This window comes from Arthrobacter psychrolactophilus, assembly GCF_003219795.1.
GTDB lineage: Bacteria > Actinomycetota > Actinomycetes > Actinomycetales > Micrococcaceae > Specibacter > Specibacter psychrolactophilus.
Map to the genome: position 1 here is coordinate 85,011 of NZ_QJVC01000001.1, position 19,855 is coordinate 104,865.

General features: G+C 62.7%; 16 protein-coding genes and 1 pseudogene. 11 read left to right on the forward strand and 6 right to left on the reverse strand.

Annotated features, from left to right (window positions below):
* Window positions 1-39 precede the first annotated feature (39 nt).
* The gene (locus CVS30_RS00360) at window positions 40-429 is read right to left on the reverse strand and encodes a DUF5997 family protein (protein WP_110483354.1); all 390 of its coding nucleotides are present in this window, start codon (window positions 427-429) and stop codon (window positions 40-42) included.
* A gap of 63 nt (window positions 430-492) precedes the next feature.
* On the opposite strand from CVS30_RS00360, the gene CVS30_RS00365 reads away from it, so the two are divergent.
* The 5 genes from CVS30_RS00365 to CVS30_RS17730 all read left to right on the forward strand — a co-directional run bounded on the left by CVS30_RS00365 (window position 493) and on the right by CVS30_RS17730 (window position 5,058).
* A complete protein-coding gene (locus CVS30_RS00365; protein ID WP_110483355.1) occupies window positions 493-1,296 on the forward strand; it encodes a substrate-binding domain-containing protein in 804 nt (267 codons plus the stop codon).
* Window positions 1,297-1,438: 142 nt separating this feature from the next.
* On the forward strand, window positions 1,439-2,458 hold the full coding sequence (locus CVS30_RS00370; protein ID WP_110483356.1) for a proline racemase family protein: 1,020 nt from the start codon (window positions 1,439-1,441) through the stop codon (window positions 2,456-2,458).
* Between the two features lie 30 nt (window positions 2,459-2,488).
* The gene (locus CVS30_RS00375) at window positions 2,489-3,739 is read left to right on the forward strand and encodes a sensor histidine kinase (protein WP_110483357.1); all 1,251 of its coding nucleotides are present in this window, start codon (window positions 2,489-2,491) and stop codon (window positions 3,737-3,739) included.
* 287 nt (window positions 3,740-4,026) lie between these two features.
* Window positions 4,027-4,713, forward strand: coding sequence for a response regulator (locus tag CVS30_RS00385; RefSeq protein ID WP_110483359.1), 687 nt, complete (start codon window positions 4,027-4,029; stop codon window positions 4,711-4,713).
* A 132-nt stretch (window positions 4,714-4,845) separates the two neighbouring features.
* Window positions 4,846-5,058: a hypothetical protein gene (locus CVS30_RS17730; protein ID WP_146233278.1), complete on the forward strand. Its 213-nt coding sequence runs from the start codon at window positions 4,846-4,848 to the stop codon at window positions 5,056-5,058.
* Window positions 5,059-5,204: 146 nt separating this feature from the next.
* Here the strand turns inward: CVS30_RS17730 and CVS30_RS00390 are convergent, their stop codons facing one another.
* Together CVS30_RS00390 and CVS30_RS00395 are read right to left on the reverse strand one after the other, a co-directional pair.
* Window positions 5,205-6,308: a GTP pyrophosphokinase gene (locus CVS30_RS00390; protein ID WP_110483360.1), complete on the reverse strand. Its 1,104-nt coding sequence runs from the start codon at window positions 6,306-6,308 to the stop codon at window positions 5,205-5,207.
* A 123-nt stretch (window positions 6,309-6,431) separates the two neighbouring features.
* Window positions 6,432-9,362 (reverse strand): glycoside hydrolase family 20 protein, encoded by a 2,931-nt coding sequence (locus CVS30_RS00395; RefSeq protein ID WP_110483361.1) that lies wholly within the window; start codon window positions 9,360-9,362, stop codon window positions 6,432-6,434.
* 270 nt (window positions 9,363-9,632) lie between these two features.
* On the opposite strand from CVS30_RS00395, the pseudogene CVS30_RS00400 reads away from it, so the two are divergent.
* From CVS30_RS00400 to CVS30_RS00420, 5 genes and pseudogenes are all read left to right on the forward strand, one after another.
* Window positions 9,633-10,568, forward strand: a pseudogene (locus tag CVS30_RS00400) (carbohydrate kinase family protein).
* Between the two features lie 45 nt (window positions 10,569-10,613).
* Window positions 10,614-11,423 (forward strand): HAD family hydrolase, encoded by an 810-nt coding sequence (locus tag CVS30_RS00405; RefSeq protein WP_110483362.1) that lies wholly within the window; start codon window positions 10,614-10,616, stop codon window positions 11,421-11,423.
* A gap of 11 nt (window positions 11,424-11,434) precedes the next feature.
* Window positions 11,435-12,220: a glycerophosphodiester phosphodiesterase family protein gene (locus tag CVS30_RS00410; protein WP_245934359.1), complete on the forward strand. Its 786-nt coding sequence runs from the start codon at window positions 11,435-11,437 to the stop codon at window positions 12,218-12,220.
* Window positions 12,221-12,260: 40 nt separating this feature from the next.
* A complete protein-coding gene (locus tag CVS30_RS00415) occupies window positions 12,261-13,376 on the forward strand; it encodes a glycerate kinase (protein ID WP_110483363.1) in 1,116 nt (371 codons plus the stop codon).
* Between the two features lie 155 nt (window positions 13,377-13,531).
* The gene (locus CVS30_RS00420; RefSeq protein ID WP_245934360.1) at window positions 13,532-14,995 is read left to right on the forward strand and encodes an aminopeptidase P family protein; all 1,464 of its coding nucleotides are present in this window, start codon (window positions 13,532-13,534) and stop codon (window positions 14,993-14,995) included.
* 143 nt (window positions 14,996-15,138) lie between these two features.
* On the opposite strand, the gene CVS30_RS00425 is transcribed toward CVS30_RS00420, so the two are convergent.
* Window positions 15,139-16,455 (reverse strand): uracil-xanthine permease family protein, encoded by a 1,317-nt coding sequence (locus CVS30_RS00425; RefSeq protein WP_110483364.1) that lies wholly within the window; start codon window positions 16,453-16,455, stop codon window positions 15,139-15,141.
* 66 nt (window positions 16,456-16,521) lie between these two features.
* Complete coding sequence (locus CVS30_RS00430; RefSeq protein ID WP_110483365.1) at window positions 16,522-16,833, reverse strand: ArsR/SmtB family transcription factor; 312 nt, start codon at window positions 16,831-16,833, stop codon at window positions 16,522-16,524.
* 53 nt (window positions 16,834-16,886) lie between these two features.
* Here CVS30_RS00430 and CVS30_RS00435 point away from each other — a divergent pair, with 53 nt between their 5' ends.
* Window positions 16,887-17,816, forward strand: a complete 930-nt coding sequence (locus tag CVS30_RS00435) for a cation diffusion facilitator family transporter (protein WP_110483366.1) — start codon at window positions 16,887-16,889, stop codon at window positions 17,814-17,816.
* 178 nt (window positions 17,817-17,994) lie between these two features.
* Here CVS30_RS00435 and pgm read toward each other — a convergent pair whose 3' ends face one another.
* Window positions 17,995-19,638 carry a phosphoglucomutase (alpha-D-glucose-1,6-bisphosphate-dependent) gene (gene pgm / locus CVS30_RS00440; protein ID WP_110483367.1) on the reverse strand — a complete coding sequence of 548 codons (1,644 nt, stop codon included), beginning with the start codon at window positions 19,636-19,638 and terminating at the stop codon, window positions 17,995-17,997.
* Between the last annotated feature and the right edge of the window lie 217 nt (window positions 19,639-19,855).

The following is a 19,855-nucleotide window of genomic DNA, read 5'->3' on the forward strand; positions in this document are numbered from 1 at the left end:
CGCGAACACCGTCCTTTGTCGATGTGACCGGCGCTCGGCCTAGCTCTGCGGGCGGCGAGCTGCTTCGCGTTCCTTGGCCAACTTGGCCTCGGCGCGTGCCTTGGCGTGAACGGCGCGTTCCTCGACGAGCCACGCAGGGGGTGCCTGCAGCAGCGCGGTGATCTCCGCCGACGTGAGTGGATCGGTGACGTTGGAGCGGTTCAGGCCACCGATGGAAATGTTTAGTTTCTGGGCGATCACGGCGCGCGGGTGCGGTCCATTACGGCGCAGATCCTCGAGCCAGGCCGGAGGGGTTTCCTGCAAAACCTTGAACTCCTCCCGGCTGATCGCGTTCTCTTGGAATTCCACGGGAGCGGCGGGCAGGTGAATGCCCAGCTTCTTGGCCGCGGTGGCGGATTTCATTGCTTGGGGGGAAGGTTTAATGCTCATACCTCTAAGGGTACCGGTGGCCGCGCGGTAGTTTAGGGCAAAAGCGTGCGTTAGGGTAAACAGGTGTCTGAATCCCGCGAACTTACAGTGACCTTTGTCCCGGGTGTGACTCCCGGAAAGTGGATCCACCGCTGGGAGGAGCGCATGCCTGGCGTGCCCCTCGTAGCGAATCCGGTCTCGGAGGAGCACCAGCTCGATGCCGTGCGCGCCGGTGAGGTGGACATGGCGTTTGTGCGCCTGCCCGTAGACAAGACTGGCCTCCATGTCATTCCGCTCTACGAAGAGCTCTCCGTGGTGGTGGCGCCCAAGGATCACCCCATCGCCGCGTTTGAGGAACTCGATGTCGCCGATCTGGCCGACGAGTACCTGCTCGCCGACCCCGATGAATTCCCGGAATGGCGCGATATTTCCAGCGAAGTTGCCGCCGGAACCCGCAAGCCACTGCCTCCCATGGCCTCCCTTGAGGAAGCTCTTGATCTGGTCGAAGCCGGGCTTGGCATCCTGATTTTGCCAATGTCGGTGGCCCGTCACTTCAGCCGGAAGACCCTGCGTTCGCGGCTCCTGCACGGTGTCGCCGGAACCAGCGTGGCCCTGGCCTGGATCGACTCCTTCTACCCGCTGCCCGAAGACGAGGAAGCCGTCATTCAGGAATTCGTGGGCGTGGTCCGCGGTCGCAGCGCCAACAGCTCCCGCCAGCCGTCGGTGCAGGCGAAGCAGGACGCCACTCCTAAGAAGGGTGCCAAGGTGGCAAAAAGTTCGACGCCGGCCCGCGGCGGAGCTACCAAAGGCAAGTCGGCAGGACCTAACCTCCGCGGCGGTGGCCGACCCGGTGGCAAGGCTCGCGCCCAAAAGCGCGGACGCCGCTAGGCTGCCACACCGCTAAATACCTCCCGGCGAGGTAGCCCGCCCTCATGAGTCATTGACACCCCATGAGGGCCGTGCCATATTGACGGCAGGGGCACGGCACCCGCATTAGCCAAGGATGGCCGGCCCAAAAGGAGGCGCGGTCATGAAATCGGCACTGTGGGAAATTGAGGCTTTTGACTATCACGCGGCGGGGGAGCCGTTCCGGATAGTTCCCGAGCTACCCTTCGTCATCGATGGCACAACCGTCTTGGAACGGCGCGAAAACGCCAGAACCGGCGACGCCAACAAGATCCGCAAACTCTTAGTCAACGAGCCGCGCGGGCATGCCGATATGTACGGCGGCTTCATCGTTCCGCCCAACGACACCGGCGCACATTTCGGGGCACTCTTCTGGCACCGCGAAGGATTCTCTACGGTGTGCGGGCACGGCACCATGGCCCTGGGGACGTGGGCTGTCCGCAGCGGTCTGGTCCGGGCCCCGGACGACGGCGACACTGACGTCGTGATTGATATTCCTTCGGGTCGCGTCACGGCTCGGGTCACCATGTCAGAGGGCATGGTGGCCGAGGTCGCCTTCCACAACGTCCCCTCCTACGTGGTGGCCCGCGACGTCGAGGTCAAAACGGCTGACTTTGGCCGACTGCGCGTCGACCTTGCCTGGAGTGGCGCACTGTACGCCTCGCTCCCTGCCGCACAAGCGGGACTGGAGGTCACGCCGTCGAACTTGGCGAAGATAGTCGCAGCCGGGCACCAGGTGGTCGCCGGCTTGGAAGAGCATCCGGCCGTGAACCATCTGGCGGATTCGCGACTGTCGGGCATTTTCGGCACCATTTTTCACGAGCCGGTCAAGGACTCCGGCCCGGGGCTGGCGCAACGCAATGTGAGCGTTTTTGCCGACGGGCAGGTGGACCGCTCTCCCAGCGGCTCGGGGACCGCCGCCCGTGTGGCACTCCTGAGCGATTCCGGGGAGCTCGCGGAGGGCGAGGTGCTGGAACACTACTCCATGATAGATTCGCGCTTTGCGGCCCGTGTGGTGGATCAAATCCACGGCCCTGGCGGCGGGCTGGTCGTGGAGGTCAGTGGTCGCGCCTTCCCTGTGGGGGAGGGTAAATTTACTTTGGACGCCAACGATGAGCTGGGGCTGGGGTTCGTGCTCCGCTAAGGTGCGCTGATTTCTATCGCCAGTGCTGAGATGAAAGGCAGTACCGACGTGGAATACGGCGCCAAGACGCGCGGAGGCAGCGCCCGCTGGACCTTTTCCATCAGGGCCATCCTCCGAACCGGCAGCTCACCGATGCCGCTGTGGGCATCCTTTGTCATGGCGCTATTTGTGACCGTCTCGGCCTTTGACGATGTGCGGCTCTTCCTCGCGACCGGCCCTCACGGGGAACACCCTTGGTGGGTGCTCGCGGGCACGGGCGCGTATTGGGCGGTGTGGATGGCGTTGGCCTTCCTCCCGAAACTCATGCCCTACATGTTTGTGGTGTTCCTCGTGACGATGTATCCCCAGACGACGCCGGGCGGGGCCATGCTCCTAGCCTTTGGTGCGCTCGCGGTTGCGGCCTATCGCGTGTCCGTGCGGGAACTCGTGGTCATCGTGGGAACTTTCCTCGTGTGGCAAATGGCGTGGACCTCCGCCATTTCAACGTTAGGCACGGCAGGACTGTGGGGGCTGTTCCCCGCAACGTTGATGCTTGTGGCGCCGGGCCTGGCCGTGAAATTTCAGCGCGAACGCTCATTGCAAACCGCGCGCGGGCAGATGGCAGCCGAGGAGGCAGCCGCCAAAGTCGCGCAGAAACAACGCACGGAATTGGCGCGCGAGCTCCATGACGTTGTGACGCATGGGCTGACCATGATTGCGGTTCAGGCGAATCTTGGAACCCTGGCAAAGGTTGATGAAGAAAAGCACCGGGCTTTGACCGAAATTGGTCAGATGGCCCGAAACTCACTCGATGATCTGCGGCGGCTTTTGCAGACGATGCGAGCCGATGAACCGGCCGTTCTTGATGCTTTAGAGGAAAAGGTTGCGCCGAGTTCGGCCACGATCGATCTAGCACAAAGCGTCTCCGACGCGCAGAAGAGACTCAGCGGTCTTGGATTTCCCACGGTGGTCTCCACTTCAGGTGATCTGGACCGGACGCCCAATGGCCTGCGGTCGACGGTTGTGAGGATCCTGCAGGAGAGCGCCACCAACGTTGCTAAGCATTCCGGGTCCGGGACGGAATGTGAGATCGTCGTGGACGTTCATAAAGACCGCCTAGAATTGCGCATTCGGAACAAGGTGACCGCGGGAAAGCCCCGTCTGCCCGTTTCCGGGACGGGTCTTGTGGGCCTGCGGGAGCGTACCTCCCGACTTGGCGGGACACTTGAAACCGGGCAATCACGGGGTGCCTGGACTGTTCGTGCCGTGCTTCCCTTTACCGGACGCCAGACTCTCCACTAAGCCCCGGGTGGGCCGGAAGGGATTAGTCATGTGGCCAGTACGCGCGAGTATTGGCTATCCTTTCGGCTAGATTCCTGCAGAAATGTTGCTGCTGGAGGGCTCTGCTCGGTAGCGTCAAGAATGAGCAGGGAAAGGCATTGCACAAGTTGTGCCAAGTACCTTGCCGTGTCAGTCCTCAAGGAGAAAACGATGAAGATCTCAAGCAAGCAATTCAAGCTTCCCGGCATTTGGCCCACTGGCACCATTCCTTTTCCCCGCAGCTAAGGCTGGGTACGTAGACTGTCAACATGAGCGTGAGTGCCGAAGTAACTGTGCCCCTTACCGCGTCCGACACCATCGACGTGATCATTGTTGACGATGAAAAATTCGTGCGTGGGGCGTTGCGGACATATTTGTCCCAGGCTGCAGACTTGGTGGTGGTAGGTGAAGGCGAGAACGGCGCTGACGCTGTCCGCCTCGCGCACGAGTATCACCCGGATGTCATGCTCATCGACATTCAAATGCCCGTTATGGATGGCATTGCCGCCATCCGCAAGATCGTGGCGCAGACCCCAGAGGTGCGGATCCTTGTTGTCACGGGACATATTTCCGATACGTACCTCAAGGCGGCCTTGATCGCTGGTGCCAGTGGCTACGTGGTCAAAGACGCAGAACCTGGCCGCATTGTCGCGGCCGTACGAGAAGTTCATGCAGGGGATTGCCCCATTGACCCGGCTGTAACGCACCTGCTGGTTGCCGACATCCGCAAGAGTCTGCCGGCCGGCCGCTCACGCACGGATCTCGACCTGTCGATCCGCGAAAATGATGTGCTGAGACTCTTGTGTGAGGGCCGTAGCAATAATGAAATTGCTGCCGCCCTGTTCTTGTCCGAGTCCACGGTTAAGTACCATTTGGCCCGTTTGAGCAAGAAATTCGATGCACGAGACAGGCTACAACTGGTCATTACGGCACTTCGTACGGGAGTTGTGAGCTGAAGGCTCGTTAAAAGACTAGCCAAAAGGACAGGGGGTATACGGCGCTTTAGCCGTATACCTATTGAAGACTGGCAATTAGGCTAAGGTCATCCATCCTTGGCGGATCCACCGCCCCTTTGAAAGGCTCCTGTCATGAAGTCACCTTTCGTATCCGCGGGCGTTGCCGCCGTCCTCGCCGCAGGTCTTATTTTGTCTCCAGGATTGTCCCCCGCCTCAGCCAGCACGAGTGAATCACTCGCCTCAACGGCGCCGAGCATTTCATCAGCGGTGAACAGTGGATCTGTAGCCACCACCTATGGCATGTGGTACCTGCCATGCAGCTTTGCCGGGCTTCGTTGGTGCTGATAATTCGCTAGCGTCTACATTCTTTGGGGGCCTTCTTCCTCGCTGGATTTTCCAGTGAGGAAGAGGGCTACTTTTCTGTCAGCGGCTTACGAGCGGACCAAGATGGCACCGTCCGCCCATTGACAAATTATCTCGCCAAATGGGCTCTAGAAGCCCTGTGCCTTACGGTAGCGCTGCATCTGCTGATAGCGGCGAACCAGGCTGTCCCGCCGAGGAGTTTGTTCTGCCGCGGCGTCCTCCGCCGTCAGATCGATGTGGCTCTCGCCAAACTGCCACAACAGCAGGTCATCAAGCAGCCGGTCAGGTCCGGGGGAGTATCGGTGATCGAGCGCCTTGCGGACGTTGGAAATGATTTCCGGCTGCAGCAACGCCGCCAGATCCATGGTCTTCCCAAGCCCGTGCGCGGCGACCAACTCGGCCGCCCAGCCCCAGTCGTCGTCGGCCTTGCGGTCCACGTGTGGCAGGAGCGTCTGCCAGACCGCCTTGATGCGGTTGGGCGTCAGGGAGACCTTGCCCTCGCCCTCGGAGTCCCAATAACTCGTGACGGTTTCGTATCTGTCGTGCAGCTCGGAAAACGCCGATTCCACGGTCTCCAACATGGCAGCTGTGGCCGTGAACTGGCGGTCAAAGTACGGGCTCCATGCGCGTGGATCCTGAGACTTGAAACGAATATCGTGCTCGATCTCGCTCCAGGCATGGGCGAAGATGGTGCGAATCTGGCATTCGAAAAAGTAGCTGCCGTTGGGCTTGGTGTCCGGGTCGAGTAGCTCCTGGTAGCTGCGCACAATGTCGTTTTGGATGGTGCGCAGGATCAGGTGGCGGCTGGAATAGCCGTACGTGCCGGATTCGATCGAGCCGATGTCCTTCTCGGTATCGCCACGGCAGTCAAAGATGTTGCGTTTGCGCTTGATCAGGTTCGCCGCCTCGGCGTTTTCTCCGGGCAGGGTGGTGATGACGCGGACGCCGACCATATCGGTGAGATTGCGCAGCGGCTCGGGGAACACCAGACTTGGGGCCGCATCCGGTTCGGAGAGCATGCGGGAGGCCTTTTCCCGGAAGGAGTCCACGGACTTGGTTCGGCTCGTGACGAAGAGTGGCGCGTCTTCAGCCTCGAACAAGATCTCCCGGACGAGCGCTTCCATCTCCGCGGTGACCTTTTCCAGCGCTGGCCGCGTGCGTTCATAATCAGCCACGGAGGCGCTGACGGCCGGACGCAGTGATTCATCGAGACGATCCCAGTTGCTACCCATAAGTTGAGCCTAAACGTCCGGATGCTAAGGACACGAATAGCACGCCGGAACGAGCACAAAAGTTCATAGAAAAAGTGTGGCGGCCAGATCGTCAGACCCAACCGCCACACCGCTACTGCAGAACTACTTGACCGGCGGCCCCGTCACTTTCAGGGCGCTCCAGCCATGCAGCGTTCCGGCCGCATCGAAGACCACGACCTTGTTATTGCCGGGGCGGGTGCTTTCCGGGGTGTTCACCGACAAGGTCCCGTCGGCCAGGGCCTGGTGCCAGCCCAGCCCGTCGTCGTTGAGGTAGACGTAGAACCACTCGCCGGCGGCAAGGTTCCCCAGCACAACCTCGGAGGTGCCGCGCGGGAACTTCTTTGCCTCCAGCCCCAGATCAACCTCACTGTCCTTCTTCAGCGCCTTGGGATCGGCTGCTTCCGGAGTGACTGACGGCTCGGGGTTGGTGACAACCACGGGCGTGTCCAGATCCAGCATGACAAAGCCCGAGAAGGTTTCCGCGCCGGAGCTGGCGCGGTAGTCGACCGTGGTCAGCTGCTGGCCGGCCACGGCGAACGCTCCGGTGTAGGGGGTCCATTCCTCGCCGCCAACGCGGTAATCGATCTGGGTCCCAGCCGCGGCGGCACCCGTCGCTTCTAGCGTGAGCGTTGGTTCGACGTCGTACTTCCCGTCAACATTGGGGGTGCCGGAGATGCTGCCGGTGACGCCCAGGGCGGTGGCGGCCGTGTTGCGGACCTCGACCTCGTAGGCGGAGAGGTAGATGCCCATGTTCGCGGTCTGGACCTCGACCTTGATGTGGCGGGCGCTGACGGGGTCAAAGGAGACCGCATCCGTGCGCTTGCCTTCCGGCATACCGGTCTTGGTGGCGACGACCGTCCAGGTGCTGCCGTCCAGCGAGGTGGAGATCGAGTAGTCCTTGGCGGAGGCGCCTTCCCATGCGATCGTGACCTCGTTGACGGTCTGCGCCTTGCCGAGGTCGCCGGCGATCCAGCGGATGCCGTTGTAGTTGGCAGACCAGCGAGTGGCCAGATTGCCGTCGAAGGCCTGATTGGCGGGCAGGCTGGGTGCTTCCACGCCGGAGGCGGTGGCGGTCGCGCCCACGGCGACGTTGGTGATGCCGGCGACGCCCACACTCCAGGCGCCCACGGTGTCAGCACCAGCGGCCGGAGTTAGCCCCGCGAGACGGACGAAGCGGGCCTCGGTCGTGGGGAAAACAACGGAGTCATTGCCGCCGCCCGCGACCTCATGGTTCGTGACGCGATCCCAGAAGCTGCCGTCCTTGGAGGTCTCGATGGCATAGCTGGCGGGTGCATTGGCGGCCCACTCTGCGGTGACGCCACCGATCTTTTCCACGCCGCCCAGATCGATCGTCAAGGATGCGGGGTTGGCGTCGGAAGACTCCCAGCGCGTGTTTTGTTCGCCGTCGGTGAGGTTCGACGCCGGGTACCCGGCTTTTGCGGAGGAAGCCACAACGGGCTTTCCTGTGGCCAGGTCAGCTGCTCCAGCGGCCGGGGTGGTGTCCTTGACGGTGCCCAGGGAGGGGCCCATGCCAATCTTGTCCAGCACGGTGTTGAATGCTGCGTAGGATGCCGTGGGTGTTGCGGCCCGCCAAGTCTTTTGTGCCACCACGGGGAAGGAGCGCTCGATCAAGCCGTGGACGTCCTGCTGGGTGTACTCCTTGTTCACGAGGTCATTCCAGACGGCAAACATGGCGCCCTGGATCTTGCTTGGATCAACGGTTTGGTTGCCTGCCGTGTTGGGCAGCCAGTTGGTGTAGAGCCACTGGTTGTTCAAGCCGTTGCCGTGGTAGTAATCCGCGAAGGGGACCACATACAAGGTGCCATCGTTGGTGTTGATGAACTTCATGCCGTCGTTGGCGGCGGAGGTCAGTCCGTACCAGTCGTTGTTCCAGGAGTTGATGACTACGTCCTTGTCGTAGCCGGCGGTGCTGCCTCCCATGTAGCTAAAGCTGCCCCAGGCTCCGGGCTGCTTGCCCAGCGTGCGCAGGTGCGCGGCCATGGCGTTGTAGTAGTTACGGAAGTCGGTGGTGAGGCTCGTCGGGTACTCATCGGCCCCGAAGTTCACCTCGGCACCCTGGAACCAAGGGGTAAATTCGCTGAAGATGTCCTTCATGGCCTGCGTGGTTTCCGGCTTGCCCAGATCTAGATGATCCGACTTGCCGCCGTCACGGCCGATCTCCGGCTTCCACTTGATGATGGCCGCCGCATGCGCGGGTGCGTCGATTTCCGGGACGATCTGTACGCCGCGGGTGGCTGCCGTGGCTTCAAAACCATCCCAGTCGGCGCGGTCGTAGGCGCCATCGGCGGACGCTAGTCCGGCGAATTCTGGGTTGTCGGATTTGAGACGGAAGCCCATGTAGCCGTTGCGCCAGTCATGGTCGGTGGGCCGGAAGATTTCATTGTCATTGAGATGGATCTGGAAGCGGTTGAGCTTGTAGTAGCTCATCATCTTGATGTAATCGTTGATGAAGTCGGCTGTGAAGAAGCGGCGTCCGACATCGAGGATGAAGCCTCGAGACTCGTAGTTGGGCCAGTCGATGGCCGAGCCGGCGGGCAGCTTATTGCGGCCGTCGGACTGGGTCATGATCTGCAAAATGCTGCGCGTGCCGTAGTAGGCGCCAGTTTCCGTCGGCGCTGTCACCTGGACTCCGTTGGTGGAGATATTGAGCTTGTAGCCCTCCTTGCTATAGCGTTCGCCGCCGGCGGCATAGCTGTCCGCTAGATCAAGAACGAGGGAGATATCTCCGGGTTGACTGCTTCCGCTGACGACGGGCAGGTCCAGCCCCGTCATTTCGGCGAGGTCGTCAGAGAACTCCTCACCCATGGTGAGTAGCGCAGATGAGGCGACGATGCGGCTCTCGGCGGTGATCTCAACGAGGCCACTATCACCGGACCAGTTGGCTAGTGAGGGGACAACGGTGGGGGCTTCGTTAGTGCCGGGGGCCGCGGATGCGGGTGCGGCAGCCACGAGCCCCGCGAGGGGAAGGCTCAGGACAGTAAGCGCTGCGCTGAGTCGCCAGGTGCTCTTCATATAGGTGGAACCTCTCGGATGATGGAGAATTCAACGGCTGTTCGCAAGGGACTACATGAGCGCGGCCGTGCCGGGTAGCGCAATCATCTTCAGAGAGGGATAACCGCTGACTACAGAAAATATCTTGCAAGAACGTGATCAAAAGTCATTTGAATCAATCACAATCAGTAGTGTAGGAGATTCAAGTCACAGTTGGCTATCAGTTTCGTTCATATGACGCCGAGGGATGTGTGAGCACCGAGGGTGCGCCGAGACACGTAGGCTGGTGTCATGCTGACAGTTATTGGTGAGGCTCTCGTTGATGAAGTCCTCCGCCCGGGACAACCCGTCGTGCCGCACGTGGGAGGAAGCCCCTTGAATGTGGCGGTGGGCCTAGCCCGGTTGGGGCACCCCGTGCAGTTCCTGGGACGCTTCGGCCAAGACCCCTACGGCGATATGGTGGCCGCACACCTCAGCGCCAATGGCGTCATGGTGCCTCTTGTGCCGGACTCCCAGGCGACATCCATTGCCCGGGCCACGCTTGATGCCGATGGTGCGGCCAGTTATGACTTTGCGCTGGATTGGTCGTTGCCTGCCTCGCTTGCCACGGGATCCTAGGCCGTGATGCTGGCGGCGACGACCCTGCTGCACACGGGCTCGATCGCCACGATGCTTGCCCCGGGTGCCGAGCAGGTCCTGGCCGCAGTGCTGCACGCTCATCCGCACGCCACCATCAGTTACGACCCCAATTGCCGCCCCAGCATCATCGGCGATGTGGCCTATGCCCGGGAGCAGGCAGAGAAATTTGTGAGGCTGGCCGACGTCGTCAAAGCCTCCGATGAGGATCTGCAATGGTTGTACCCCGGCGTTGATCCCAAGGAATCGGCCCGCAGGTGGTTAGCGATAGGCGGGACGGAAGGTCCCGCCGTCGTGGTTGTCACCCAGGGCGGGGAAGGTCCGTGGGCCGTGTGTGCCGCCGGCGAGGTGGCTTGCGCGGCGCCGTCTGTGGAGGTGGCCGATACCGTGGGGGCCGGGGATTCCTTTATGGCGGCCCTGCTGTCTGCCCTCGTGGACCGGGAGCTCGATGGGGCGCAGCGTCGTGCGGAACTGCGGGCGCTGAGTGCCGAGCAGCTTGCCGAGGTGCTCGCATATGCCGCGCGAGCCGCCGCGATCACGGTGTCTCGGGCCGGTGCGAATCCGCCCAGCCGCGCCGAACTTCAGAAGTAATCACCCGCGGGTCTGGCGCACCGTGGAAGTTGGGTAGCCTTGGGTATGCGTTTAATTGCCAGCGACATTGACGGAACCATCTTGGGCCACGACGGACTGATCAGTCCGCGTACCGTGGACGCCTTTGCGGCCGCCGCCGAGGCTGGGATTGAGATTGTCTTCGTGACCGGTCGCCCGCCGCGCTGGCTCGATCCGATTCGCCAGCAGCTGGGCCACACCGGCACCGTCATCTGCTCCAACGGGGCCGTGACGTACGATCTTGGCGCCGAGAAAATCCTCGAATCCCATGTTGTGCCGTGGGAGACCGTGGAACAGGTGCGGGCCATCGTCTCCGAGCTGGCTCCGCAGTCGTACTTTGCGCTGGAATCTCTGAGTGGCTTGCATATTGAGGATGGCTTTTACGGTTCGCGCGCGCCCCGCAGTGATTCCGAGGTGGCGCCCGCCGTGCTGCTTCCCGAGATGGCCGACGCCGGCATTGTGAAGCTGCTGGCTGTGCGTCATACCGGCAGCGCCGATGACTACCTTGACCTCGTTGCCCCGCACCTCGCGTCCTTGATCGCGGTGACGCACTCGGCGCCGGATCTGGCCTTGCTGGAGATGGGTGCGCTCGGCGTTAACAAGGCAGTGACGCTCGCCCAGTATGCCGCGGCTCGCGGGATCGACGCGGCCGACGTCGTGGCCTTCGGGGATATGCCCAATGACATTGAAATGCTGGCCTGGGCCGGCTCCGGATACGCCCTCGCGAGTGGTCATCCGCAGGCGCTCGCCGCCGCTGCCCTGTGTGCCCCGCGTTTTGAGGACGACGGCGTAGCCCAAGTGATCGAGGCCCGTCTGGCCGCGCTGCGCGTGGGCTAGGGGACGGCGTCGTGGTTTTGAAAAACAGTGCGGTGAAGCCGTATTTGCGGTCCGAGACGCCGCTGGCGATAGCGCATCGAGGCTACTCGACAGATGGCCTGGAAAACTCCTTGAAGGCCTTCCGCAGCGCACTGGAACTGGGCTTTCTCTATCTGGAAACCGATATTAACTCCACGGCGGACGGGGTGGCCGTGGTGTTTCATGACCCTACCTTGGACCGCACCACGAATCAGAACGGGGCGATCTCCGAGCTGCCCTGGTCGCGGGTTCGTATGGCTCGCATCGGGGGGCGCGAGCCGATCGTCACGCTGCAGGAATTCTTCGCGGCCCTGCCCACGGCGAGATTTAATATTGACGTCAAGGATGCCGGGGCGGTGCCCGAATTGGTGGACGCGATTGAACGTCTCGGCTTGCATGATCGGGTGTGTATCGCCTCCTTCTCCGACAAACGCCGTCGGCAGGTTCAGGCCGGGCTGTCCCGACCGGTCGCGAGCTCCCCGGGGCAGTCCCTTTTGGTGATGTATTTTCTCCTGGAAGGCTGGCTACCCAAGCCCCTGCTGCGCTTGTTGATGCGCCGGGTCGATGTCTTGCAGATCCCACTGACCCACAAGGGGCTGGCGCTCGTCACCGCCGCCAAGGTGCGCAGGGCGCAGCGGCTGGGGCTAAAAGTTCATGTCTGGACCATCAATGATGCGGCGCAGATGCAGGAGCTTCTGGAGCTGGGCGTGGACGGCATCATGACCGATCGAGCCGATCTGTTGGCCGATATTATGCGCCAGCGAGGCCACTGGGCGTAACTATTCAGCCGTGTCGGTGAGCGATGGCAGGATAGAGGGCATGCGTATTCTTATTGCCCCTGACAAGTTCAAGGGGACCCTGACCGGCCCGGAAGCCGCCGCGGCCATGGCCGAAGGCGTGCTGCGGGTGTACCCCGATGCCGTGGTGACCGCCCTGCCCATCGCCGACGGTGGCGAGGGAACAGTCGAGGCTGCCGTCGCCGCGGGCTATTCTGAACGGCTGAGCACCGTCATCGGCCCCATCCTCAAGCCCACAGCGGCCATTTGGGGCTTCAATGAAAACGGCAAGGTGGCCGTCATTGAAACCGCACAGGCCAGCGGCTATCTGCTGAGCGAGCCTACGGTGGAGAACGCGCTGCGGGCCCATTCCTACGGCTCCGGCCAGTTGATCGCAGCCGCCCTCGACGCCGGCGCCAGCGAGATCATCATTGGTTTGGGTGGCTCGGCCATGACCGACGGCGGAACGGGAGCCTTGCGTGCCCTGGGCCTAAAGCTGCTTGATGTAAACGGCAACCTGGTGCCCTTGGGTGGTGGGTCCTTGGTGGATGTTGTCGCCGTGGACGCCTCCGATCTCGATCCGCGCCTTGCCGCCGTTAAAGTGCGCATGGCTGTGGACGTTGACAACCCGCTGTATGGCTACAACGGTGCGGCCCACATCTTCGGGCCACAAAAGGGCGCCGATGCTGACGCCGTCGAACTTCTCGACGCGGGGCTGCGCAATCTCGCCTCGGTGGTGCGGGAGGCGACCGGGATCGACATCGACATTCCAGGAGCCGGTGCGGCCGGAGGCTTCCCGGCGACCTTTGTGGCGTATGCCAACGCGTCCGTGGAGCGTGGCTTTGACCTGGTCGCGAGCCTGATTGATCTGGAAACAGCCTTGGACGGCAGCGATCTTGTCATCACCGGTGAGGGCTCCCTCGATGCGCAGTCGTTGTCCGGGAAAGGCCCGCTCGGTGTTGCCGACGCGGCGCACGAGCGGGGGATTCCCGTCGTCGTTATTGCCGGGCGCATCACGGTGACGCCGGAGCAGCTCGCCCAGCACGGCGTGGTCGCCGCGGTCAGTGCCACGGATGTGGCCGGATCGCCGGAGGCCGCGCTGGCCGACGCCGCGCGCTACACCACGATCGCCACCTCCGAGGCGCTCAACGGGATCTAGCTGGATTTTCCGCTCTTCCCTCGGGGTCCGGCCCGGATTGAGGTTTGTGCTGCGCTGAGCGGTGAGGCGTCCCAGATGGGATGATGGAGGCGCAGGGTCGCTCAGGCCCGCATTCTTGGCTCTACACATGCCCGGCCGGCGGAGGATTTTCAACCATGACAGCAAATGATGCCCTAACCACCCGGTCCATGCCGACGCCTGAGGTTGCCGATGAACGGATGCCACGGCTGGCCAACGTTCCCGCCTTTACCGACTACATGGCCACGGGGTGGGGCACGCCTGATAGGACCCCGCCCGTCGTGGCCGGGGCCGCTGCTGCCGCGGGGCACCATCGGACGCGCCTCTCCGAGCACTTCCCGGGCCAGGCGCTGGTGGTCGGCGCCGGAACCGCACCCGTCCGAGCCAATGACACCTACTACGACTTCCGTCCCGACTCCGACTTTTACTGGCTGAGTGGGGCCGCCATTGATGGAGCCGTGCTGGTCATGGTCCCCTCTGGCTCCTCGCACGATGCCACACTGTACATTCCTGCTCCGTTCTACCCCGGCGACCCGCAGTTCTTTACGAACGCAGCCCACGGCGAGATGTGGGTGGGTTCCGCCCCCGACTTCTCCGACTGGGCTGAGGCGCTGGCGCTGCCCGTCAAGCCCCTCACCGAGCTCGACGCCGGAATCGCCGCCGCCATGCACGCAGCCTCCGGTACGCTCACCGCAGGAAAGGTGCCAACGGACGTCTGCGCCCGCCACGGGATCGGCTCCGAATCCGGGTTGGGCCAGCGGATGGCGGTCCTGCGCATGGTCAAGGACGACTGGGAGATCGCCCAGCTCCGTGAGGCGGTGGACCACACGATTGACGGCTTTGCCGCCGTCGTGCGTGAAGTCCCGAACGCCATCCGCGGCGGTGGGGAACGCTGGCTGCAGGGCACCTTTGACCGGCACGCCCGCACCACGGGCAACGGGGTCGGCTACGCCACGATTGTGGGCAGCGGCAAGCACGCACCCACCTTGCACTGGGTCCGCTGCGACGGGCCGGTACTCGAGGATGCCGTGCTGTTATTGGACATGGGTGTGGAGGTCAACAGCTTCTACACGGCCGATGTCACACGCACCTTCCCGGGATCTGGCACGTTCAGCCCCGTCCAGCGGCAGGTCCACGACCTCGTCGAGAAGTCGCACCGGGCCGGCCTCGCCGCCGTGGGACCCGGCAAACCGTGGAGCGACTTCCACGTGGCCTGCATGGAAGTTATCGCCAACGGCCTCAATGACTGGGGTCTACTGCCGGTCTCCGTGGACGAGGCACTCTCGCCCAAGGGGCAGCATCACCGCCGCTACCTAGTCTGCGGCGTGGGCCACCACCTGGGCCTGGACGTCCACGACTGCGCCCATTCCAGCTACGAGCACTACCAGGGCGCCACGATGGAGTCCGGCATGGTCCTCGCCGTGGAGCCGGGCCTTTATTTCCATGAAAACGACCTCACGCTTCCGCCGGAATTCCGCGGCATGGGGGTCCGTCTCGAGGACAATGTGCTGATCACGCCCACCGGCTCCGAGGTCATTTCCGAGGCCCTGCCGATTGATGCCGCGGGCATTGAGGCGTGGATGTCGAGGGCGCAAAAATAGTCCCTCGCAACCTCCTATAGGGGACGGCGACCAGCCATGGGGCAACGAGGAATGTTCTGTTCTGCGCAAAGTTCGCCGCGAACTTGCCGCACAACAGTGTTGTGCGGCAAGTTCAACGCCAACTCAACGCAGAACAGTTCGTTCTACTTTCCTAGCGTGACCTCGGCAGGCTGATCATCGGGCAGAAGGGGGTCGGTGGCCGTGCCGCGCCACTTCGCCAGCGCGTTCATGCCGTGGTAAATCACCAAGGCGGCGGCGGTGCCCAACGCGATGCCCTCAAAGGTGAGGCTTCCGGCCACCCAGGTGAAGTTCGCGATGCCAATGATGAGCGCGACGGCAGCCGTGGTCAGGTTGATGTTGTTGGAGAAGTCCACCTTGTTCTGGACCCAGATGCGCACACCCAGGATGCCGATCATGCCGTAGAGCAAGGTTGCCGCACCACCGAGAACACCCACGGGCACGGTTGCGATGACCTCGCCGAACTTGGGGGAGAAGCTCAGCAGGAGTGCGGCGATACCGGCGACCCAGTATGCGGCCGTCGAGTACACCTTTGTGGCTGCCATGACGCCAATGTTTTCCGCGTACGTTGTTGTACCGGAGCCTCCTCCGAATCCGGCGAAGGTCGTGGCGACGCCGTCGGCAATGATGGCGCGGCCGGCGTAAGCGTCCAGGTTTTCGCCCGTCATGAGGGCCACCGACTTCACATGGCCAATGTTCTCGGCCACCAGCACGAGCACCACGGGAATGAACAAGCCCAGTACGGCGAAGTGGAAGGTGGGGGTCTGGAAGTGCGGCAGACCGATCCAGGTGGCCTCATTGACCTTGGAGAAATCTACTTCGTTGCGCAGCACGGCCACGAGGTAGCCCACCAAAACGCCCACCAGAATGGCCAGACGGCCCAGAATGCCGCGGAACAAGACGCTGACCAGGATGATGACGGCCAGCGTGATGATGGCCGTGACGGGTGCGAGTTTGACGTTGTTCCACGCGGCCGGGGCCAGGTTCAAGCCAATCAAGGCCACGATGGTTCCCGTAACGGGAGCAGGCATGAGCCGGTTGATCCAGGACGAACCAAACTTCTGCACGAGCAAGCCGAGAATCGCCAGCGTCACACCGGCAATCACCACGCCGCCGAGCGCGCCGGCCACGCCGAACTGCTGCTGCGAGGCCATAATCGGGGCGATGAAGGCAAAGCTGGAACCGAGGTAGCTCGGCACCTTGCCGCGAGTCATCACCAAGAAGAGCAGGGTGCCGATGCCGGAAAAGAACAGCGTCGTCGCGGGCGGCATGTTGGTGATCAGGGGGACCAGGAACGTTGCGCCGAACATGGCCACCACATGCTGCAGGCCGATCCCAATCGTGCGCGGCCAGCTCAGCCGTTCGCTGGGGGACACAACCTGCCCCGGCGCGATGGTCCGGCCGTCTCCGTGAACGCTCCACTTAGTGCCCAACAAACTCATGCGCTTCTCCGATTCTGGGGCCGTTCCTGAATGAGGCCCGCCCATAAGAATATAGGAGTGTGGGGCTTAGGGGTGAGGTATGTGTCCCTCATTGGTCAAAAGCACGACGCCGAGAAGATCGTTAAGCGCGTGGGCCAGGTCCGGATGAGCTAGTTCATACCGGGACCGGCGCCCCTCTGCGATGGCCACGGCGAGGCCACATCCGCGCAGGCAGGAGAGGTGGTTGGAAATGCTTTGCCGGGAAACACCCAATTGTTCCGCGAGATCGGCGGGATACTGCGGCGCCTTGGCCAGGCCCATGAGGATTTCGGCCCGGGTGGGGTCGGAGAGGGCATATCCAAAGCGCGCCAGCACGGCTGCGTTGCTAATGGGCTTCATTCTCAATATCATACATTAGTTGCTGAATTCATCCGTCGATGTACTATTGAGGTATGTCAGGCCACAATCATTCCCATTCCCACGCCGGCGCCCCGGGCGAAAGCCACCAGGGCCGCATTGCCGTGGCGCTGGGCATCACCGTGGCTGTTTTTATCTTTCAAATTATTGGTTCACTGCTCACGGGCTCGCTGGCCCTGCTCTTTGATTCGGCCCATGTTCTGACAGATGCTGGCGGGCTTGCGATGGCTCTGCTGGCCGCCCGGCTCATGACCCGTCCCGCAACGAGCAAGCGCACCTGGGGTTTCGCCCGCGCGGAAGTCCTCGCGGCAACAGCGCAAGCCGCCGTGCTTCTCGCCGTCGGACTTGTGGTGTTGGTGGAGGGAATCCAGCGCCTCTTTAACCCCGCGGAGATTGCTTCCAACGAGATGATCGTGTTTGGTGCGATCGGCCTGCTGGGCAATATTGTGTCGATGTTTGTGTTGATGGGCGGGCGCAATAATAACTTCAATATGCGCGCCGCATTCCTCGAGGTACTCAACGATGCGCTGGGCTCCGTGGCGGTCATCATCGCCGCGATCATCATTTCCACGACCGGTTGGATGCAGGCCGACGCGGTTGTGGCCATGCTCATCGGCGTCCTGATCCTGCCGCGCACCGTGAAACTTCTGCTGCAAACCATCAGCGTGCTGCTGGAATCCACGCCGTCAGGTCTGGATTTGGATAAGGTGCGCGTGCACATTCTCGAACTGGAGCACGTCATCAGCGTGCACGATCTGCACGCGAGCCAGATCGCCACGGGGCTGCCCATTTTGTCGGCGCATGTGGTGGTTGACGACGGATGCTTCCACGACGGCCACGTGCCGCAGTTGCTCGACGCGCTCCAGCATTGCGTGGCCGGGCACTTCGAGGTCAGCGTGGAGCACTCCACCTTCCAGCTCGAAACGGCCGCCCATGCCGACCACGAACACGGCGCACACCACTAGCGCGTACGCCAGGTTTCCCCGCGTCGTGGCCAGCCCACGAAAAATGCCATAGTTGGGCGTTTTCGCCACAGCTGGGCATTCTCGCTATAGCTCGGCCTATAGCGAGACTGCCTACCTATAGCGAGAGTGCCCAACGATGGCATTGTCGAAGCCTCAGAGGCCCCAGTGGCGTCCGGTGTTAGGAGATCACGCCGTCCACGAGGGCCTTGGCCTCGGCCTGAACCTGGGCGAGGTGCTCGGCGCCCTTGAAGGACTCGGCGTAAATCTTGTACACGTCCTCGGTGCCGGAGGGGCGAGCCGCGAACCAGGCGTTCTCGGTGGTGACCTTCAGGCCGCCGATGGCTGCGCCGTTGCCGGGAGCCTCGGTCAGCTTGGCCGTGATCCTCTCGCCAGCCAGGGTGGTGGCCGTGACGTCGGCCGCGGAGAGCTTGCCCAGCGCGGCCTTCTGCTCCCGGGTTGCCGCCGCGTCGATGCGCGCGTACGACGGCGCCCCAAAGCGATCTGTCAGCTCACCATAGTGCGCCGAGGGCGACTTACCCGTGACGGCGGTGATTTCCGAGGCCAGCAGGGCCAGCAGGATGCCGTCCTTGTCCGTGGTCCAGACCGAGCCGTCCTTCTTCACGAAGGAGGCGCCGGCGGATTCCTCGCCACCGAAGACGCCTTCTCCGGAGAGCAGGCCGGGGACGAACCACTTGAAGCCCACGGGGACCTCGACGAGCTGGCGGCCCAGATCTGCGGCCACGCGGTCAATGATGGAGGAGGACACGAGCGTCTTGCCCACACCGGCGGTGGCCGGCCACTGCGAACGGTGCGTATACAGGTACTGGATGGCCACGGCGAGGTAGTGGTTAGGGTTCATCAGGCCACCATCGGGGGTGACGATTCCGTGGCGGTCGGCGTCTGCGTCGTTTCCGGTCGCGATGTCGTAGGGCGCACCGGCCTTGAGCTTGTTGATGAGCGAGGCCATGGCCGACGGCGAGGAGCAGTCCATACGGATCTTCTCATCCCAGTCGAGGGTCATGAAGGCCCACTGCGGATCCACGGTGGGGTTGACCACAGTCAGGTTGAGGTTGTGACGTTCGCCAATCTCGCCCCAGTAGTCCACCGAGGCGCCACCCATGGGGTCGGCGCCGATGCGCACACCAGCAGCGCGGATCGCGTCCAGGTCCAAGACGGACGGCAGGTCGTCAACGTAGCTAGAGAGGAAATCGAACTTGCCCGTGGTGCTGGCCTCCATGGCGACGCTCAGGAGGACGCGCTTGACGCCCCGCAAACCGTTTTCCAGCAGTTCGTTGGCACGGTTGGCGATCCAGCCGGTGGCGTCGGAATCGGCCGGGCCGCCGTGAGGGGGGTTGTACTTGAAGCCGCCGTCACCGGGAGGGTTGTGTGAGGGGGTCACGACAATGCCGTCGGCCAGGCCCTCGGTGCGGCCCTTGTTGTGGCTTAAGATGGCGTGCGAAACGGCCGGGGTGGGTGTGTAGCCGTGGCGGGCATCGATCAAAACCTCGACGCCGTTGCCGGCCAAAACCTCTAGGGCCGTGTTTTGTGCCGGCTCGCTGAGGGCGTGGGTGTCCTTGCCCATGTACAACGGTCCGGTGATGCCCTGGCCTGCTCGGTATTCAACGATGGCCTGCGTGATGGCCGCGATGTGGCCCTCATTGAAGGACGCCTTAAGGGAAGACCCTCGGTGTCCCGAGGTACCAAACGCCACTCGCTGCGCTGGATCACTCAGATCGGGCACAAGATCGAAGTATGCGTCCAGCAAATTTCGAAGGTCAACAAGGTCCTGGGGAAGGGCAACAGTGCCCGCGCGACTAGCCATAGTCCCAGCATGCCAGAGGAGCAGGCAGATTAGCACGCAGTGCCCATTCTATGAACCGTGATGTTCCTTGCCCGATAGCGCCTGTGCCGGGAGGCGGCCGTCCTCAGGGAGGATGCCCCGAGATGATAGTCGAGCTATCTTGATGACGCTGCACTACCATGGGAGTCACCTTATAGATCATCGATTTGCCCCTCAAGACGAGCGGGACAAGTAGTCA

Excerpts from the sequence above, each read along its gene's own strand:
- CVS30_RS00360 (WP_110483354.1), bottom strand. The coding sequence starts at position 429 with ATGAGCATTAAACCTTCCCCCCAAGCAATGAAATCCGCCACCGCGGCC.
- CVS30_RS00370 (WP_110483356.1), top strand. The coding sequence starts at position 1,439 with ATGAAATCGGCACTGTGGGAAATTGAGGCTTTTGACTATCACGCGGCG.
- CVS30_RS00375 (WP_110483357.1), top strand. The coding sequence starts at position 2,489 with ATGAAAGGCAGTACCGACGTGGAATACGGCGCCAAGACGCGCGGAGGC.
- CVS30_RS00385 (WP_110483359.1), top strand. The coding sequence starts at position 4,027 with ATGAGCGTGAGTGCCGAAGTAACTGTGCCCCTTACCGCGTCCGACACC.
- CVS30_RS17730 (WP_146233278.1), top strand. The coding sequence starts at position 4,846 with ATGAAGTCACCTTTCGTATCCGCGGGCGTTGCCGCCGTCCTCGCCGCA.
- CVS30_RS00390 (WP_110483360.1), bottom strand. The coding sequence starts at position 6,308 with ATGGGTAGCAACTGGGATCGTCTCGATGAATCACTGCGTCCGGCCGTC.
- CVS30_RS00395 (WP_110483361.1), bottom strand. The coding sequence starts at position 9,362 with ATGAAGAGCACCTGGCGACTCAGCGCAGCGCTTACTGTCCTGAGCCTT.
- CVS30_RS00405 (WP_110483362.1), top strand. The coding sequence starts at position 10,614 with ATGCGTTTAATTGCCAGCGACATTGACGGAACCATCTTGGGCCACGAC.
- CVS30_RS00415 (WP_110483363.1), top strand. The coding sequence starts at position 12,261 with ATGCGTATTCTTATTGCCCCTGACAAGTTCAAGGGGACCCTGACCGGC.
- CVS30_RS00420 (WP_245934360.1), top strand. The coding sequence starts at position 13,532 with ATGACAGCAAATGATGCCCTAACCACCCGGTCCATGCCGACGCCTGAG.
- CVS30_RS00425 (WP_110483364.1), bottom strand. The coding sequence starts at position 16,455 with ATGAGTTTGTTGGGCACTAAGTGGAGCGTTCACGGAGACGGCCGGACC.
- CVS30_RS00430 (WP_110483365.1), bottom strand. The coding sequence starts at position 16,833 with ATGAAGCCCATTAGCAACGCAGCCGTGCTGGCGCGCTTTGGATATGCC.
- CVS30_RS00435 (WP_110483366.1), top strand. The coding sequence starts at position 16,887 with ATGTCAGGCCACAATCATTCCCATTCCCACGCCGGCGCCCCGGGCGAA.
- pgm (WP_110483367.1), bottom strand. The coding sequence starts at position 19,638 with ATGGCTAGTCGCGCGGGCACTGTTGCCCTTCCCCAGGACCTTGTTGAC.